Raw genomic sequence first — 18,107 nt, forward strand, 5'->3', positions numbered from 1 at the left:
GCCACTGCCGCTCTCTGTCCTGAAAACGGGCCCGCGCTTCCCACGGTTCCGAGTCGCGACCCTGAGACGTCCCTGAGCCGCGACCCCGAGTCGTCCCTGAGAGCCCCCGGGGACATCACGTCCTGAGGGGCTCCCCGACCTCGTGCAGGTGACGCAGGGCCTGCCGATAGGAGTCGACGAGCCCGGTCTCCGCATAGGGAATACCCAACTCCCGGCAGCGCGCCCGCACCAGAGGCCGGGCGAGGCGCAAATGGGGCCGGGGCATGCTGGGGAAGAGATGGTGCTCGATCTGGTAGTTGAGGCCACCGAGAAACCAGTCGGTCAGGGGGCCGCCGCGGACGTTGCGTGAGGTGAGCACCTGCCGACGTAGATGGCCCCAGCGCTCGCCGTCCGGGGCGGGCATCTCCATGCCCTTGTGATTGGGGGCGAAAGCCATCCCGAGGTGCAGGCCGAACAGCGCCTGGTGAAGGGCGGCGAACGCGAGTGCCTTGCCCGGCGACAGCGAGGTCAGCAGCAGTGTCGCGTACCCGGCGACGTGCAGGGCCAGGAGGGCGCCTTCCACGGCGCCCCGGCCGGCGGGCTGCCGGCGCAGATACCGGAAGCCGTGCACCTTCAGAGCGACGCCTTCGAGAAGCGTGAGCGGGAAGAAGAGCCAGGCCTGGTTGCGGGTCAGCCAGCGCCGGAAACCGGATCGGTCCCTGGCCTGCTCTCCGGTGAAGACCAGGACGTCGGCGACGACGTCCGGATCCTTGTCGACGTGGTTGGGGTTGGCGTGGTGGCGGTTGTGCTTGTCGTTCCACCAGGCGTAGCTCATGCCCAGCAGCAGGTTGCCGTGGATCAGTCCGATCGCACGGGCGGCCCTTCTGTCACCGGTGATCTGGTAATGGCCGGCGTCGTGGCCCAGGAAGGCCGTGCGGGCGGAGAACAGGGCGAGCAGAGGCGCCAGCAGCAGCGACCACCAGGTGTCGCCGACGAGGACGACGCCCGCGACGACGCCGGCCAGCGCCAGCGCGTTGACGGCGATGCCGAGCGCGTACCAGCCCAGGCGCCGTTCCAGAAGTCCCTGCTCCTTGACCGTGCGCAGGAGGGGTGCGAACTCGCTTCCGGTCGGCGCGTCCCGCGCCTTGCGCAGTGGTTCGGCGACTGCTGTGGTGGGCTCGGGCATGTCGGGGTCTCCGGCTCCCTCGGCAACGGGCTGACCTGAGGAAACGTACGTAGTGGGCTGCTGCCGCGGCCATGAGGCGGCCCCCCGGGTACGGGCGGGGGGCAGCCCCTGTGGCGCAGGGGGGTTGACGACACCTCGGCATGCCGGGAGCGCGGTGGGCCGTCCCGTCGGCTCATGTCGAAGGCCGGCCGAATGCTGTACCCTCGGCGGCGCCGAAAGCAGTAGTCAAATTTGAGGAGTACGGTCAGCTGTGCAGAAGAACCTCGCGGCAACACCGGCAGAGACTTCCGAACTGGCCCGCTGCGGTGCCGTGTTCGTGCCGGGCGATCCGGCCCGAAGCGGCACGGTGGCCTTCTGGAGGCCCGACGGCGGTGTCCCACCGCTCATGGCTGCCGGCTCCCTCGGAAACCTGACGGTCATCCGGCCCGGCGGCGAGAGCGTGGAACCGGCCGAGGTGCCCGCCCTCCTGCTGCCGCTGCGGGCGGCGCTGCCGGTCCTCACGCGTGCGCGCGCCCGCGCGCACGGACACCGGGCACCCGCGTTCTGGGGCACGGCCGCCGTACTGGCCCTGCAGTTCCTGGCACGAGGGCTGCTGCTTCCCGGGCTGTCGCCCGGCGACCACGACGCCTGGCGCGTCGGCCCCCTGTCCGTGGCGGACCTCGACCGTGTCCGGGAACTCGCCGCCGCCATGCCGCCGGAGGCACACGCCGTGCCGTTGGACGGCAGCGCACCACCGCGGCTGCCCGCGCCGGAGCAACTGCTGCGAGCCTTCCTGGACGCGGTGGCCGACGCCCTGCCCCGCTCCCCCGCCGCCCCACTGGTGACCGGTGGCCCCGCGTACGCGGCTCAGGAACCCCAGTGCCTGCCCGAGCAACGCCCCTGGGCCGCCGAGGTCGCCGCCGGGCACGACGCGGGCGTACGGCTGTCCCTGCGCGTCGAGACGCCCGGGATCGCTGGACCGGCGGACGAGGAGCGGGCGATCACCTTCCGGGCCGTGGTGCAGGCGCACAGCGTGAGCGACCCCCGACTCGTCGCGGATGCCGCCGACATCTGGGACGACTCGGCGAACACGGCCGCCGGTTTCGGCCCTCACGCGCGGATGGACGCCCTTCTCGCGCTCCGCCGCGCTTGCAGGGCCTGGCCGCCGCTCACGCCGCTCCTCGCGACCAGTGTGCCGGGCACCCTCGACCTCGCCGACGAGGACGTCACCGAGCTCCTGGGCGTGGGCGCGCGAGCTCTCGCCGTGGTTGGTGTGGAGGTGCACTGGCCGAAGGAGCTCACCCGCGACCTGACGGCCCGCGCGGTGATCGGCCCGCCCGAGGACGCGCCCAGGACCGCCTCCGGCACTCCGTCGTTCCTGTCCACGGGCGCGCTTGTCGCTTTGGACTGGTGGTTCGCACTGGGTGGGGACAGGCTCACCCGTGAGGAACTGGACCGGCTCGCCGAGGCCGACCGGCCCGTCGTACGGCTGCGCGACCGGTGGGTCCTGGTCGACCCGCAGGAGGTACGCCGGGCCCGTGCCCTGGAGGATCGCAAGATCACACCCGTCGACGCCCTGGGTGCCGCGCTGACGGGTTCCACGGAGGTCGACGGCCGCCGGGTCGACGTACAGCCCACGGGGTGGCTGGCGGTCCTGCGAGAGCGGCTGATGGCACCGGAGGCGCAGGAGCCTGTCGACCAGCCCGCCGCGCTGGCCGCGACGCTGCGGGAGTACCAACGGCGAGGCCTGAGCTGGCTGGCCCGGATGACCTCCCTGGGGCTGGGCTGCTGCCTGGCCGACGACATGGGCCTCGGCAAGACGATCACTCTGATCGCGCTGCATCTGCACCGCCAGTCCGACGCCGCCACCGCCGGGCCCACCCTCGTGGTGTGTCCGACATCCTTGCTGGGCAACTGGCAGCGGGAGATCGAGAGGTTCGCGCCCGGTACGCGCGTACGCCGCTTCCACGGTCCGCAGCGCGACCTCGACGCCCTGGACGACGGGGAGTTCGTACTCACCACCTACGGCACGATGCGCCTGGACGCGACCCGCCTGGCGGACGTGTCCTGGGGCCTGGTGGTGGCCGACGAGGCGCAGCACGTGAAGAACCCGTACTCGGCGACCGCGCGCGAGCTGCGTTCCATCGGCGCACGCGCGCGCGTGGCGCTCACCGGCACTCCGGTGGAGAACAACCTGTCGGAGCTGTGGGCGATCGTCGACTGGACGACCCCGGGGCTGCTGGGCCGCCTCGGCACCTTCCGCACCCGGTATGCGCGGGCGGTCGAGGGCGGGCGTGATCCCGCTACCGCGGAGCGGCTCGCGCGGCTGGTACGGCCGTTCCTGCTGCGCCGCCGCAAGTCGGATCCGGGGATCGCACCGGAACTCCCGCCGAAGACGGAGACCGACCGCACGGTGTCCCTGTCCCCCGAACAGGCCGCCCTCTACGAGGCGGTGGTGCGCGAGACGCTCGCGGAGATCTCCGGGGCCGGCGCCATGGCCCGGCGCGGACTGATCGTGAAGCTGCTGACGGGGCTGAAGCAGATCTGCAACCACCCGGCGCAGTTCCTCAAAGAGGAGCGGCCCAGGATCGCCGGCCGCTCCGGGAAGCTTGAGCTGCTGGACGAACTGCTCGACACGATCCTCTCCGAGGGGGCGAGCGTTCTGGTCTTCACCCAGTACGTGCGCATGGCGCGACTGCTTGAGCGGCATCTGACGGCCCGTGGCATCACCGCGCAGTTCCTGCACGGGGGGACGCCGGTCGAGGAACGTGAGGCGATGGTGCGGCGTTTCCAGGACGGTGAAGTTCCGGTGTTCCTGCTGTCGTTGAAGGCGGCGGGCACCGGGCTGAACCTCACCCGGGCCGAGCACGTCGTGCACTACGACCGCTGGTGGAACCCCGCCGTCGAGGCCCAGGCCACCGACCGCGCCCACCGCCTCGGCCAGAGCCGCCCGGTGCAGGTGCACAGGCTGATCGCGGAGGGAACCGTCGAGGACCGCATCGCCGACATGCTCGCCCGCAAGCAGAGGCTGGCCGACGCGGTGCTGGGCTCCGGCGAGGCGGCCCTGACGGAGCTGACGGACGCGGAACTGGCCGACCTGGTGGAATTGCGAGGGGGCACGCGATGAGCGATCACCACGACGACGGGGCGCGTACGTTCGCCTCCCTTCCGCCCGCGCATGGGCGAGGTTTCGCGCAGACGTGGTGGGGCCGGGCCTGGCTGAAGGCGCTGGAGGACACGGCCCTGGACGCCCGGCAGCTGGAAGCGGGGCGCCGGCTCGCCCGCACCGGTGCCGTGGGCGCGATGTCCGTGCGCCCGGGACGGGTCACGGCCGTGGTCAGGGGACGCGACGGTACGGCGCACAGGGCGGATGTGCTGCTGGAGGAGCTGAACAGCGGGCAGTGGGACCGTTTTCTGGGCATGGCGGTCGAGCGGGGCGGGCACGTGGCCGCGCTGCTGGACCGCGAGATGCCGCCCCACCTCGTCGAGGACGCGGCGACGGCGGGCGTCGACCTGCTGCCCGGCCTCGGCGACCTGGAACCGGAGTGCGACTGCGGAGCCTGGGACCACTGCGCGCACACGGCGGCCCTCTGCTACCAGCTGGCGCGACTGCTGGACCAGGATCCCTTCGTCCTGCTGCTGATGCGCGGACGGGGCGAACAGGCCCTGCTGGAGGGCCTCCAGAGCCGTCAGGCTCCGGTCGCGGGGCCGGAGGGGGTGGACGCCGCCGAGGCGTACACCGCGGGCGATCTCCTGCCCCCGCTGCCCGCCTTGGCGGACCTTCCCGCCGAGCCCGGCAGGCCCCCGTCCCTGGACACCGAGGCCCCGCCCGCACCCGGCGTGGATCCGGGCGCCGTCCAATACCTGGCCGCCCGCACCGCCGTGGAAGCCCACCGATTGCTGGCCGAGGCGCTCACCCCTGAACCCTTCCACCCCGAAGCTGAGTTGACGTTGGCTCAGGACGCGGTACGCCTTGCCCTGGGGACGCCGGAACAGCAGGTCATGGATCGCCTGGCGGCCGGATCGGGGCGTGACCGGGCGGGGTTGGAGCAGGCCACGCGGGCGTGGGGTCTCGGCGGTGCGGCCGCGCTTGCCGTGCTGGAGGAGGAGTGGGCCGTGACGGGGGAAACTCTCGCACGCGCGCGTGCCGCTCTGGAGTCGGCCTGGGACGACGGCGAGCAACCGTCGGTGCGGTCGAGCGGCAACCGCTGGACGGTGCTGGGCTCACCGGTCCAGCTGCGCCTCGGACGGGACGGCCAGTGGTGGCCGTACCGCAAGGAGCGCGGTCGCTGGGCACCGGCCGGCGGGCCGTCCTGGAATCCGGCGACAGCGCTGGCCTCTGTGGAGTCGGCTCCAGAGGACGACGACGCCTGAGTGAGGTCTGTGTGCTCGGACAGTGGACGCATGCAGTTCACCGTGCCTTCGTGACGCGTTCGCCCTTGCCGCCAAATCTGGCCGCTGTCACCGAAGTTGCCCCTGAGGAGGCCCGATGTCCCCGCACGCCACCGGTCGGCTCCGCGTTCGACGCCCCGTCACGGTGGGCGTTCCACTCGCCTTGATCGCCGCCCTCGTGACGGCCGCTCCGGCCGTGAGCGCACCGGCGCAGAAGGACGCGCGTGTCGTCCGCACGGCAACGCTCGGGGACATTCCGCTGGGGGCGTTCAGCAACGCGCTGCTGCCCCGTTCGGTGGGCGACGACCACGGCATCGACCTGGGCGGGATCGGCAGCGACATCTGTCCGGCGGGCCACACGGGCGAGTTCTGGACGGTGACCGACCGGGGGCCCAACGGACAGATCAAGGTCAGCGGCACCAAGCGCCGCACCTTTCCCGTCCCCGGCTTCGATCCGGCGATCGTGAGGATCCGGGTGAGTGGCGACACCGTGAAGGTTCTGGACGCGATCCCGATCACGACGTCCTCCGGGAAGGCCGTCACCGGGCTGTCGAACCAGCAGGGGCGCGACGAGGCGCCGTACTCCTACGACGCCAAGAGCCCGCTGTCGTACAACCCGAACGGGCTGGACACCGAGGGCATCGTGCGGGCCGCGGACGGGACGTTCTGGCTGATCGACGAGTACAGCCCCTCGCTCGTGCACGTCTCCGCGCACGGGAAGGTGCTCACCCGCTACGTCCCCACGGGCCTGAACCTCACAGGGGCCGACTACCCGGTGGTGGAGGCGCTGCCCGCCGTCCTGCTGCACCGGAAGACCAACCGAGGTTTCGAGGGGCTCGCACAGCTGTCCGGCGGCGACCTGGTGATCGCACTGCAGAGCCCGCTGTCGCTGCCCGACACGGCCGCGGGCGAGGCGTCGCGCACCACGCGCCTGCTGCGGTTCTCGCCGAAGAAGAAGGCGGTCACCGGCGAGTACGCCTACCGCTTCGATCCGGTCGACGTCGTCGACCCGAGCGAGGACGACACCTCGGAGCTGAAGATCTCCTCGGTGGTCGCCGTGGGCGGCGACCGGCTGCTGGTCGAGGAGCGCACGGACAAGGCCGCGCGGCTGCAGCTGGTGAAGCTGGGGCGCAAGGCGAACATTCTCGGCGGCCCCTACGACGACGACACGACCTCGCCCTCCCTGGAGCAGCTCGCCGATCCGGCGGCCGCCGGCGTCCCGGTGCTCGACAAGCGGCTGGTCGTCGACCTGGGCAAGGTCACCGGAGTGCCGGGGAAGATCGAGGGCGTCGCGCGCGTGGATCACGACACGCTCGCCCTGATCAACGACAACGACTTCGGGATGACCGACGGCGCGGGCGCGTTCGACGCGCAGGGCCGGCTGGTCGACAGCGGTGTCGAGACCACGGTGGTGTACGTGCGGCTGCCGCACGGCGTCTGAGGTCAGGGCAGGTCCACATCCCCGAGCGAGGGGATCAGCGACTCCAGACCGCTCGGGATTCCGCTCGGCAGTTCGCTGGGCAGCTTCGACGGCAGCTCGCTCGGCAATGCGGTCGGGATGCCCAGCGACCGGGACGGGGAGGGACTGGAACTGCCGCTGCCGGCCGGTGACTTCTTGTCCGGCGAGTCATGGCGGCCGGTGGCCATCAGCACGATGACGACCACGACCGCCACCGCCGCGACACCGGCCAGGAGCACCAGCAGCGGGCTCCGGCGCCTTCTGGGCGGCAGGGGCGGAGGCTGCCAATCCGTGTAGGTGGGCGGCTCGTTGCCCGGAGGAGGGCCGTAGCCCCCTCCGGCCCCATAGCCCCCTCCCGCATGGTGGCCGGAGCCGGGAGGGTCCGAGGGTGATCCGAAGCCGCCACCCGGCGGCCCGGGTGGCTGAGGCGGTACGGGCGGCATGGCCATACCTTCCAGAGTCGCCGTGAGCCGGGCGCGCGGCGACCCCCGTACGGAACTTGATACGGATCCATGCGGTGGACCGCATGATTCCGAAACATTCCGTACGGAGATCGCTCAGCCACGGAGATCGCCGAGCACCCGCACGCGTGTGTGCCGGTGCTCAGCCGCGCGCGCCCAGCAGGTGATCCATCGCCAGCTGGTCGAGCCGCTCGAAGGCCATCCCGCGAGCGGCGGCCGCCTCGACGTCGAACTCCTCGAAGGCGCTCGGGTCGGCGAGCAGGGCCTGCAGCCCCTCGGCCGCGGTCGGCTCGGCGAGCTGGTCCAGGCGCGAGGCCCGCAGCGCCTCCTGCACCTCCGGGTCGGCGCGGAACGCGGCCGCGCGCTCCTTGAGGATGAGGTAGTTGCGCATGCAGCCGGCGGCCGAGGCCCACACGCCGTCGAGGTCCTCTGTCCGCGGCGGCTTGAAGTCGAAGTGGCGCGGGCCGTCGTAGCCGGCGCTCTCCAGGAGGTCGACCAGCCAGAACGCGGCTCGCAGGTCACCGGCGCCGAAGCGCAGGTCCTGGTCGTACTTGATGCCGGACTGACCGTTGAGGTCGATGTGGAAGAGCTTGCCCGCCCACAGGGCCTGCGCGATGCCGTGCGGGAAGTTCAGGCCGGCCATCTGCTCGTGGCCGACCTCGGGGTTGACGCCGTACAGCTCCGGGCGCTCCAGGCGCTCGATGAAGGCCAGGGCGTGGCCGACGGTGGGCAGCAGGATGTCGCCGCGCGGCTCGTTCGGCTTGGGCTCGATCGCGAAGCGCAGGTCGTAGCCCTGGGCGGTGACGTACTCGCCGAGGAGGTCGAAGGCCTCCTTCATGCGGTCCAGGGCGGCCCGGACGTCCTTCGCGGCGCCGGACTCGGCGCCCTCGCGGCCGCCCCAGGCGACGTAGGTCTTCGCGCCGAGCTCGACCGCGAGGTCGATGTTGCGGATGGTCTTGCGCAGGGCGTAGCGGCGCACGTCACGGTCGTTGGCGGTGAACGCGCCGTCCTTGAAGACGGGGTGCGTGAAGAGGTTGGTGGTGGCCATCGGCACGGTCATGCCGGTGGCGTCGAGGGCCTGGCGGAAGCGCTTGATGTGCGACTCGCGCTCGGTGTCGGAGGATCCGAAGGGGATCAGGTCGTCGTCGTGGAAGGTGACTCCGTGGGCGCCGAGCTCGCTCAGGCGCTGCACGGTCTCGACCGGGTCGAGGGCACGCCGCGTGGCGTCGCCGAACGGGTCCCTTCCCTGCCAGCCGACGGTCCACAGGCCGAAGGTGAACCTGTCCTCGGGGGTGGGCTGGTAGCTCATGCCGCGGCTCCTTGCTTGATTGCGACGCTTGCTCACGCCTATTTCGTCATGGCCGTTTACAAATTAGTATGCGGAGGCAGCCCTGGGAAGAGGTGCAGGGTGTGTGTGCCGGAACATCCCCGCTGAGCCGCGGAAAAAAGGGAGAGCCCGATGTCAGCAGCCGAGGGTCCGCTCGTCGTCGGCGTGGACACGTCCACCCAGTCCACCAAGGTGCTCGTCGTCGACGCGGCCACGGGGCAGGTCGTCGCGAGCGGCCAGGCACCGCACACCGTCTCCTCCGGAGCGGGCCGGGAGAGCGACCCGCGCCAGTGGTGGGACGCCCTGTCCGAGGCGCTGCGCCAGTGCGGCGACGCGGCGCACGAGGCGGCCGCGGTGTCGGTGGGCGGACAGCAGCACGGCCTGGTCACCCTGGACGAGCGGGGCGAGCCCGTGCGTCCGGCGCTGCTGTGGAACGACGTCCGTTCGGCGCCGCAGGCCCGCCGTCTGATCGAGGACCTGGGCGGCCCGAAGGCGTGGGCGGAGCGCACCGGCAGCGTGCCCGGCCCGTCGTTCACGGTCACGAAGTGGGCCTGGCTGGCGGAGAACGAACCGGAGGCGGTGCGTGCCACCAAGGCCGTGCGCCTGCCCCACGACTACCTCACCGAACGTCTGACCGGCCAGGGCACGACCGACCGGGGGGACGCCTCCGGCACCGGCTGGTGGGCCTCGGGCACGGAGGCGTACGACGAGGAGACCCTGGCGCACGTGGGACTCGACCCGGCGCTGCTGCCCCGGGTGGTGCGGCCCGGCGAGGTGGCCGGCACCGTGCGCGACAGTCACGACCTGCCGTTCTCCAAGGGCACCCTGGTCGCCCCCGGTACCGGCGACAACGCGGCCGCCGCACTGGGCCTGGGTCTGCGCCCCGGCACGCCGGTGCTCAGTCTCGGCACGTCGGGCACGGTGTACGCCGTCTCCAGGCGGCGCCCGGCCGACCCGACCGGCACGGTGGCGGGCTTCGCCGACGCGCACGGCGACTGGCTGCCGCTGGCCTGCACACTGAACTGCACCCTCGCGGTCGACCGGGTCGCGACCCTGCTGGGCCTGGACCGCGAGGCCGTGGAACCCGCCACCGGCATCACCCTCCTGCCCTACCTGGACGGCGAGCGCACCCCGAACCTGCCGTCCGCCTCGGGCCTGCTGCACGGCCTGCGCCACGACACGACCGCCGGCCAGTTGCTGCAGGCCGCCTACGACGGCGCCGTGCACTCGCTGCTCGGCGCACTCGACCTGGTCCTGGACGCGGACGCGGACCGCTCGGCTCCGCTCCTGCTGATCGGCGGCGGCGCCCGGGGCGCGGCCTGGCAGCAGACCGTACGGCGGCTGTCGGGCCGCGCGGTGCAGGTGCCCGAGGCCAGGGAACTGGTCGCGCTCGGCGCCGCGGCACAGGCGGCGGGCCTGCTGACCGGCGAGGATCCGGCCGCGGTCGCCCGGCGCTGGAACACCGCCGCGGGCCCGGTGCTGGAACCCGTGCAACGGGACGAGGAGACGCTGGCCAGGATCGCCGGGGTACTCTCCGACGCGGCCCCGCTGCTGGAGCGGAGCACCGAAAGCCGTTGAGGACGGGGGCATGACCGCACCGCTGCACGAGACGCACCCGTCCGGACCCGGCCGGGTGCTGCCGGACACCCAGCAGGGCATGCGCCGGCGCAATCTCGCCCGGGTCATGCACGCCGTCAACGCCGAGGGACAGCTCTCCCGGGCCGCCGTCGCCTCCCGGATCGGGCTGACCCGGGCCGCCGTGTCGACCCTCGTCGACGAACTCATACGCTCAGGCCTGCTGGAGGAGCTGGGCCCTGGGCGGCCCGGCCGGGTGGGGCGGCCCGGCTCCGCGCTCGCCGTCAGCGGGCACGGCCCCGCCGGGATCGGCGCCGAGATCGGCGTGGACCATCTCGCGGTGTGCGCGGTCGACCTGCGCGGACAGGTGCGGGCCCGGGCGATACGCCACGGCGCGAACCGCGGCCGCTCCCCCGAACCCGTGATCGACGAGCTCACCGAGTTGCTGCGCCAGGTCGTCGCCGAGGCCGAGGGCGAGGGACTGTGGCCCGCGGGGCTCGCGGTGGCCGTCCCCGGCCTGGTCGCCCGCGACGCCCGCACCGTCGTCCGCGCCCCGAACCTGGACTGGCACGAGACCGACCTCGGCGCCCTGCTCCCGGCGGACTTCCCGCTGACCGTCGACAACGAGGCCAACTTCGGCGCGCTCGCCGAACTCTGGCTCGGCGAGGGGACTGGAGGGGACTTCCTGCACGTCTCGGCGGAGATCGGCATCGGCGCGGCGGTGGTCGTGGCCGGCGGGCTGCTGCGCGGGACGCGGGGTTTCGCCGGCGAACTGGGGCATGTGCCGGTGCGTCCGGAGGGGCCCAGGTGTGCGTGCGGCGGGCGGGGGTGTCTGGAGCAGTACGCCGGTGAGGAGGCGGTGCTGCGGGCCGCGGGACTGGAGCCGGGCGAGGACCGGGTGGGGCTCCTCGCGGGCCGGGCCGCCGAGGGGGACGCGGCGGTACGGCGGGCGCTGCGCGACGCGGGCAAGGCGCTGGGCATCGCGCTGACCGGCGCGGTCAATCTGCTGGACCCGGAGAGCGTGGTGCTGGGCGGCGCGCTGGCGGGCCTGGCGCCGTGGCTGCTGCCGTCACTGGAGGCCGAGCTGGACCGGCGCACCGCGGGGCCGGCCTGTCCCGTGTCGGTGTCACGGCTGGGCCCGGAGGGGCCGTTGCTGGGGGCAGCGCACTCGGTGGTACGAGCGGTCCTCGACGACCCCGCCGCCGTGGCCGAGCGGAACTGAGACCTGCCGAACCGGGCCGCCATGGCCCTCGCCCACGCCGCTGATCACCTGTCCGGGTGACGGAGTTTTCCACATACGGACCCCCGTCCACCGAAGCACACCGCGCCCTTCTGCCCAACCCGCAAGCGCCGTACCGTGATTCACGCGAGGCGCAACCGCCGGATCGGCGGACGGCCCGCGTGTCGGCGTGAATTGAGGGGGATTCACATGGCGGGGGATGTGACGGCGGGGCATGTGACGGCGGGTCTCAGGCGGGACGCGATCGGGCTGCGCGAGGTGCTGTTCCAGAGCATCACGGCCATGGCACCGGCCGCGGCGGTCGCCGCGTCCATCCCGTCCGGCGCGGCCTTCGCGGGCGGAAGTCTGCCGCTGGCGGTGCTGATCGCGCTGGTGGCCTGTCTGTTCACCGCGTCCTGCGTGGCCGAGCTGGCGCGGGAACTGCCGGCCGCGGGCTCGGTGGCCACGTACGCGGCGCAGGGCCTGCATCCCGCCGTGGGCTTCCTCGTCGGCTGGGGCTATGTGTTCGTGGAATCCCTGGTGCCACCGCTGCTGCTCCTGCAGCTCGGGTTCACCACGGCGGGCACGCTGCACGACGAGTGGCCCTCGTATCCGGCGGACCTGTGGTGGCCGTGGGCGCTCGCGGGGGCCGCGATCATCGCCGCGGCCGGATACCTCGGCGTGCGCGCCTCGGCCCGCTTCGGCACGGTCCTCGGTGTCTTCGAGATCCTCGTCTTCCTGGTCTTCGCCCTCTGGCTGATCGGCAAGGCGGGAGGGCACAACACCCTGTCGGTGTTCGGCACGTCCCACGCGGCCGACGGATACGGCGGGGTCAGCGGGGTCTTCGCGGGATCGGTGTACACGGTGCTGGCCTTCGCCGGGTTCGAGGCCGCGGCGCCGCTCGCCGAGGAGACCCGGGATCCGCGCCGGACGATGCATCGCGCGGTCCTCGGCGCGGCGCTCGCGATCGGACTGTTCTACGTCGTCACCACTTACGCCATGACGGTGTACTTCGGGCCGGACCGGTTCGCCAGGTTCGGCGCGTCCGGCGAGGCGTCCTGGGAGGGAGTGGCCAGGGCGTCCTTCGGCCTGTTCTGGGTGCTGGTCTTCCTCGCCGTGGTCAACTCCACGATCGCCAACGCCAACGCGTGCTCCAACGTCTCCACGCGCACGGCCTTCGCCCTGGCCCGGATCCGGGTGCTGCCCCGGATGTTCACGGCGCTCCATCCCCGCCACCGCTCCCCCGTCGCCGGGATCGCCGTGCAGAGCGTGGTGGCGGTCGGCGCGGCGCTGGGACTGGGGCTCGGCTACGACCCGGTGACGGCCTTCCTCCTGCTGGCCACGGTGATCGTGACGGTCGTGATCGGCGTGTACATCGTCGTGAACCTCGCCTGTGCCGGATACTTCCTGCGCCGCAGGCGTCAGGCGCTGAAGCCGACAAGGCATCTGCTGCTGCCGCTGCTCGGCATCGTCGCCTTCGTGCCGGCGCTGCTGACCGCGGCAGGACTGCCCGTCTTCGACTTCGTCACCGAGCTGACGGCCCCGGTGTCGTACGCAGGTCCGATCGTCGGGGCGTGGATGGCCGCGGGGCTCGTGGTGCTGGCCGTGCTGTTGCGACGGCATCCCGAGCGCATAGCCGAGACCGCCCGGGTCCACCTGGACGAACCTGCCCTCACCGGCACCTCGCAGAACGGAGCAGCACAGCGATGAACGACCCGAGGATCCTGACCGTCCGGCCCGAACCGGGCGAGTACGCCTGGACGTTCGGTGGCGCACCGCCCGTGGCGCGGATCGCGCCCGGCACGGTGCTGGACCTGTACACGGAGGACTGCTTCGCCGGGCGGGTGCGGTCCGAGAAGGACCTGGTGTCCGAGGTGTGCGAGTTCCCGTTCCTCAACCCGCAGACCGGTCCCTTCCACGTGGAGGGCGCCGAGCCGGGCGACACGGTCGCCGTGCACTTCGTGTCGATCGAACCGGCCCGCGACTGGGCCGCGTCGACCACGGTCCCCCTGTTCGGCGCGCTCACCTCCACGCACACCACGGCCACCCTGCAGCCACCGCTGCCGGAGACCGTGTGGATCTGGCAGCTCGACCGGACCCGGCGCACGGCGCTGTTCCGGGCCCACGACAGCGACATCGAGGCGGAGCTGCCCATCGACCCGATGCACGGCACGGTGGGCGTGGCCCCGGCCAACCTGGAGGTCCGCTCGGCCCTGGTGCCGGACGCGCACGGCGGGAACATGGACACGCCCGAGATGCGGGCCGGGGTGACGGCCTACTTCGGGGTGAACGTGGAGGGCGCGTTGCTCAGTCTGGGTGACGGACACGCCCGGCAGGGCGAGGGAGAGACCTGTGGGGTCGCCGTCGAGTGCGCGATGAACACCGTGGTGATCGTCGAACTGCTGAAGGGGCTCGCCACGCCGTGGCCGCGCATCGAGTCGGACACGCACATCATCTCGACGGGTTCCGCACGCCCGTTGGAGGACGCGTTCCGGATATCCCAGCTCGACCTGGTGCAGTGGCTGGTGCGTGACTACGGGTTCAGTGAGCTGGACGCGTACCAGTTCGCAACCCAGGCCGTCGAGTCGCCGTTGGCCAACGTGTGCGACACCAACTACACGTGCGTGGCCAAGATCCGCAAGCAGTGGCTGCCCGCGCGCGAGACCCATCGCGGAATGCACGACCGGCTGCGCGAGACCGCGGCGGCCCTGCGGCGCTGAGCGGCCGGCTCCCTGTCCGGTTCGCACGTCTCCTCGTCCTCGTCGCACCCCTTCTCTTTCACCTCCTACGTCTACTCGTCACCGCCAACGTCTACTCGTCACCCCCCACGTCCGAAAGGCACGGCTCCATGGAGCGAGCAAGACCCAGCACCACACGGCGACGGTTCCTGAAGGGCGCCGCCCTCGCCGCCGTTCCCTACGCGCTGCTTCCCGACCCGCAGGCCGACGCCCAGGTCCAGGCGCCCGACTACCCGTCCGCCGAGTGGCAGCCGGCGAACACCGCCAACTACACGGTCTCCGACCGCCCCTCGTCCTATCCGCTGGACTACGTGGTCATCCACGTCACGCAGGAGGCCTACTCCGACACGCTCGCCATTTTCGAGAACGCGCAGAAGAACGTGTCCGCGCACTACCTGGTTCGGTCGGCCGACGGCCATGTGGCGCAGTGCGTGCGCGAGGCCGACGTCGCCTGGCACGCGGGGAACTGGGACTACAACACCCGCAGTATCGGTATCGAACACGAAGGGTGGGTGGACAAACCGGCATACTTCACCGACGCCCTCTACGAGCAGTCGGCCCGGCTGACGGCGCGGGTCTGCGACAAGTACGGCATCCCCAAGGACCGGGCGCACATCATCGGTCACTACGAGGTGCCGGGGACGGACCACACGGATCCCGGGCCGAACTGGGACTGGTCGCGCTACATCAGACTGGTCAACTTCGCCTGACCGTGCGACGGGGCCACCGTTCGAGGTGAGCGCGGTCGAAACGGTTGTCCGGGCGCGCACGGGGAGTGACGATGTCCCCAACCGCATCACCAGCCGGGGAGGCCCAGTTGACCGATCCGTGGGTGGCCCTGGAGCCGGGGGCCGACCCTGCCGAGCACGCGCGGATGCTGCGCCGTGCGCACGAGACGTTCACCGAGGCGGGCACGGTGACCCGCCCGGTGCGTTCGGTGGTGGCCGAGTCGTGGCGACGTTCCGCGCGGGCCGGGGTGGGACCCGACGGCACGGCGAACGTGGAGCTCGTCGACGGTGATCTCGGCGCCTACCGGGCCGAGCATCCGCTGGCGCGGGTGATGCCCCTGTTCCGGGAGCTGCTGGGTACCTTCGCCGCCGACGGCGAGCATCTGCTGGCGGTGTGCGACGCGCACGGCAGGCTGCTGTGGGTGGAGGGGCATTCGACGACCAGGCAGCGGGCGGGACGGATGAACTTCGTGCCGGGTGCCCGCTGGGCGGAGTCGGCGATGGGCACCAACGCGCCGGGCACCGCGGTCGCCGTCGACCGGCCGGTGCAGGTGTTCGCGGCCGAGCACTTCAGCCGGCGCGTGCAGCCGTGGACGTGCGCGGCGGCGCCGGTGCACGATCCGCGCACCGGGCGGGTGCTCGGCGCCGTGGACATCACCGGCGGGGACGGGCTCGCGCATCCGCACAGCCTGGGGTTCGTACAGGCGGTCGCGCGGGCCGCGGAGTCCCAGCTGGCGCTGCTCGTCCCCGAGCGGTCCGCCGACGGCACGCCGGAGCTGACGGCCCTCGGCCGGGACGAGGCCCAACTCCTCGTGGAAGGGCGACGGATCAGGCTCAGCCGGCGGCACAGCGAGATCCTCGTCCTGCTGTCCCGGCACCCCGAGGGGCTGACCGGGGACGAGCTGCTGTGCGCGCTGTACGAGGACGAGTCGGTGACACCGGTGACGCTGCGTGCCGAGATGGCGCGGCTGCGCCGGGTACTGGGCCCGGCTCTGCTGGGTTCGCGGCCGTACCGGCTGACCGTGCCGGTGGAGTCCGATGTCGCCGTCGTCGAGCGGCGTCTGGAGACGGGCGCGATCACGGCGGCCGCCAAGGGCTACGGCGGTCCGCTGCTGCCGGGTTCCCAGGCCCCGGCGGTGGTGCGGCTCAGGCACCGCCTCGCCGACGGTCTGCGCTCGGCGCTGATCGCCCGCCGCGATCCCGACCTGCTGGCGGACTGGGCGCACGCGCCCTGGGGCGAGGACGATCTGGAGGTGTGGCGGGCGCTGGCGGCGTTGCGGCCCACGCCGGCGGTCCGTTCGCGCCTCGCGGCACTGGAGTCCGAGCTGGGGGCACCGGCCCACTGGACCGGAGTCGCCGTCCGCCGCCCGGGCCGGCCGTCATGACCATCGGCGCCACCGTCCCGCGCACGGCAACGTGGTTGCAACGTAGGCGTTCCTAGCCTCCTGGCGAAAGCTGCCCAACGGCGGGCAGCGCTTCTGAAGGAGGCCCACCGCATGACCCGTTACGCTGCGCCCGGCACCGAGGGCGCGATCGTCTCCTACCAGGCGCGCTACGACCACTTCATCGGGGGCGAGTACGTACCGCCGGCCCGCGGGCAGTACTTCGAGAACCCGTCGCCGGTGAACGGGCTGCCGTTCACCGAGATCGCGCGGGGCACGGCGGAGGACGTGGAGCGGGCGCTCGACGCGGCGCACGCGGCGGCGCCGGCCTGGGGCCGTACGTCGGTGACCGAGCGCTCCGACATCCTGCTGAAGATCGCCGACCGGATGGAGGCCAACCTCGAACGGCTCGCGGTCGCCGAGAGCTGGGAGAACGGCAAGCCGGTGCGCGAGACGCTGGCCGCCGACATCCCGCTGGCCATCGACCACTTCCGCTACTTCGCGGGCGCGATCCGGGCGCAGGAGGGCTCGCTCGGCGAGGTCGACGACGACACGGTGGCCTACCACTTCCACGAGCCGCTCGGTGTGGTCGCGCAGATCATCCCGTGGAACTTCCCGATCCTGATGGCGACCTGGAAACTGGCGCCGGCGCTGGCCGCGGGCAACGCGGTCGTGCTCAAGCCGGCCGAGCAGACCCCGGCGTCCATCCACTACTGGATGAGCCTGGTCGCCGACCTGCTGCCGCCGGGTGTGGTGAACATCGTCAACGGCTTCGGCGTGGAGGCGGGCAAGCCGCTGGCGTCCAGCCCGCGGGTGGCGAAGGTGGCGTTCACCGGTGAGACCACGACCGGTCGGCTGATCATGCAGTACGCCTCCGAGAACATCACCCCCGTCACGCTGGAACTCGGCGGCAAGTCCCCGAACATCTTCTTCGAGGACGTCTGGGGCGCTGACGACGACTTCCGGGACAAGGCGCTCGAGGGCTTCACGATGTTCGCCCTCAACCAGGGCGAGGTCTGCACCTGCCCGTCGCGGGCGCTGGTCCAGCGGGGCCACTACGCCGAGTTCATGGAGGCGGCGGTGGCCCGCACCCAGCTCATCAAGACCGGCCACCCGCTCGACACGGACACGATGATCGGCGCGCAGGCCTCCAACGACCAGCTGGAGAAGATCCTCTCCTACCTCGACATCGGCCGGCAGGAGGGCGCCAAGGTGCTCACCGGCGGCGAGCGCATCGAGCACGACGGCGAGTTGAAGGGCGGCTATTACGTCCAGCCGACCATCTTCGAGGGCCACAACCGTATGCGGATCTTCCAGGAGGAGATCTTCGGGCCGGTCGTCTCGGTGACGTCCTTCGACGACTTCGACGACGCCATCAAGATCGCCAACGACACGCTGTACGGCCTCGGGGCGGGCGTGTGGACACGGGACGTCAACACCGCCTACCGCGCCGGCCGCGCGATCCAGGCGGGCCGCGTCTGGACGAACTGCTACCACGCCTACCCGGCACACGCGGCGTTCGGCGGCTACAAGGGGTCGGGCATCGGCCGCGAGACCCACAAGATGATGCTGGAGCACTACCAGCAGACGAAGAACCTGCTGGTTTCATACAGCCCGCGGAAGCTTGGGTTCTTCTAGAGCCTGACGTCGGTTGCCTGGAGACATCATCGTGCTCCAGGCAA

At 72.0% G+C, this 18,107-nt stretch carries 13 protein-coding genes; 10 read left to right on the top strand and 3 right to left on the bottom strand.

From position 1 onward, the window contains the following. Positions 1 to 115 precede the first annotated feature (115 nt). Positions 116 to 1,165: an acyl-CoA desaturase gene (locus ABZ453_RS04200; RefSeq protein WP_359011367.1), complete on the bottom strand. Its 1,050-nt coding sequence runs from the start codon at positions 1,163 to 1,165 to the stop codon at positions 116 to 118. A 250-nt stretch (positions 1,166 to 1,415) separates the two neighbouring features. Here ABZ453_RS04200 and ABZ453_RS04205 point away from each other — a divergent pair, with 250 nt between their 5' ends. The 3 genes from ABZ453_RS04205 to ABZ453_RS04215 all read left to right on the top strand — a co-directional run bounded on the left by ABZ453_RS04205 (position 1,416) and on the right by ABZ453_RS04215 (position 6,977). Continuing rightward, positions 1,416 to 4,271, top strand: a complete 2,856-nt coding sequence (locus tag ABZ453_RS04205) for a DEAD/DEAH box helicase (protein WP_359011369.1) — start codon at positions 1,416 to 1,418, stop codon at positions 4,269 to 4,271. Then, positions 4,268 to 5,518 carry an SWF or SNF family helicase gene (locus ABZ453_RS04210; RefSeq protein WP_359011371.1) on the top strand — a complete coding sequence of 417 codons (1,251 nt, stop codon included), beginning with the start codon at positions 4,268 to 4,270 and terminating at the stop codon, positions 5,516 to 5,518. The genes ABZ453_RS04205 and ABZ453_RS04210 overlap by 4 nt, the downstream gene beginning before the upstream one ends. Before the next feature lie 115 nt (positions 5,519 to 5,633). Then, complete coding sequence (locus ABZ453_RS04215) at positions 5,634 to 6,977, top strand: esterase-like activity of phytase family protein (RefSeq protein WP_359011373.1); 1,344 nt, start codon at positions 5,634 to 5,636, stop codon at positions 6,975 to 6,977. Between the two features lie 2 nt (positions 6,978 to 6,979). On the opposite strand, the gene ABZ453_RS04220 is transcribed toward ABZ453_RS04215, so the two are convergent. Both ABZ453_RS04220 and xylA read right to left on the bottom strand, forming a co-directional pair. After that, positions 6,980 to 7,234 carry a hypothetical protein gene (locus ABZ453_RS04220; protein ID WP_359011375.1) on the bottom strand — a complete coding sequence of 85 codons (255 nt, stop codon included), beginning with the start codon at positions 7,232 to 7,234 and terminating at the stop codon, positions 6,980 to 6,982. A gap of 364 nt (positions 7,235 to 7,598) precedes the next feature. Then, positions 7,599 to 8,765: a xylose isomerase gene (xylA, locus tag ABZ453_RS04225; protein ID WP_359011377.1), complete on the bottom strand. Its 1,167-nt coding sequence runs from the start codon at positions 8,763 to 8,765 to the stop codon at positions 7,599 to 7,601. A gap of 150 nt (positions 8,766 to 8,915) precedes the next feature. On the opposite strand from xylA, the gene xylB reads away from it, so the two are divergent. The 7 genes from xylB (at position 8,916) to adh (ending at position 18,063) form a co-directional block, all read left to right on the top strand. Then, the gene (xylB, locus tag ABZ453_RS04230; protein WP_359011379.1) at positions 8,916 to 10,361 is read left to right on the top strand and encodes a xylulokinase; all 1,446 of its coding nucleotides are present in this window, start codon (positions 8,916 to 8,918) and stop codon (positions 10,359 to 10,361) included. Positions 10,362 to 10,371: 10 nt separating this feature from the next. After that, positions 10,372 to 11,580, top strand: a complete 1,209-nt coding sequence (locus ABZ453_RS04235; protein ID WP_359011381.1) for an ROK family transcriptional regulator — start codon at positions 10,372 to 10,374, stop codon at positions 11,578 to 11,580. A 207-nt stretch (positions 11,581 to 11,787) separates the two neighbouring features. Then, on the top strand, positions 11,788 to 13,287 hold the full coding sequence (locus ABZ453_RS04240) for an APC family permease (protein ID WP_359011383.1): 1,500 nt from the start codon (positions 11,788 to 11,790) through the stop codon (positions 13,285 to 13,287). After that, positions 13,284 to 14,297, top strand: a complete 1,014-nt coding sequence (locus tag ABZ453_RS04245) for an acetamidase/formamidase family protein (RefSeq protein WP_359011385.1) — start codon at positions 13,284 to 13,286, stop codon at positions 14,295 to 14,297. The genes ABZ453_RS04240 and ABZ453_RS04245 overlap by 4 nt, the downstream gene beginning before the upstream one ends. A 128-nt stretch (positions 14,298 to 14,425) precedes the next feature. Continuing rightward, positions 14,426 to 15,025 (top strand): N-acetylmuramoyl-L-alanine amidase, encoded by a 600-nt coding sequence (locus ABZ453_RS04250; RefSeq protein WP_359011387.1) that lies wholly within the window; start codon positions 14,426 to 14,428, stop codon positions 15,023 to 15,025. 71 nt (positions 15,026 to 15,096) lie between these two features. Continuing rightward, positions 15,097 to 16,428 (top strand): GAF domain-containing protein, encoded by a 1,332-nt coding sequence (locus ABZ453_RS04255; protein ID WP_359011389.1) that lies wholly within the window; start codon positions 15,097 to 15,099, stop codon positions 16,426 to 16,428. Positions 16,429 to 16,539: 111 nt separating this feature from the next. Next, on the top strand, positions 16,540 to 18,063 hold the full coding sequence (gene adh / locus ABZ453_RS04260; RefSeq protein ID WP_359011391.1) for an aldehyde dehydrogenase: 1,524 nt from the start codon (positions 16,540 to 16,542) through the stop codon (positions 18,061 to 18,063). Positions 18,064 to 18,107 lie beyond the last annotated feature (44 nt).

This window comes from Streptomyces sp. NPDC005799, from assembly GCF_040630525.1.
Classification (GTDB): Bacteria; Actinomycetota; Actinomycetes; order Streptomycetales; family Streptomycetaceae; genus Streptomyces; species Streptomyces griseorubiginosus_B.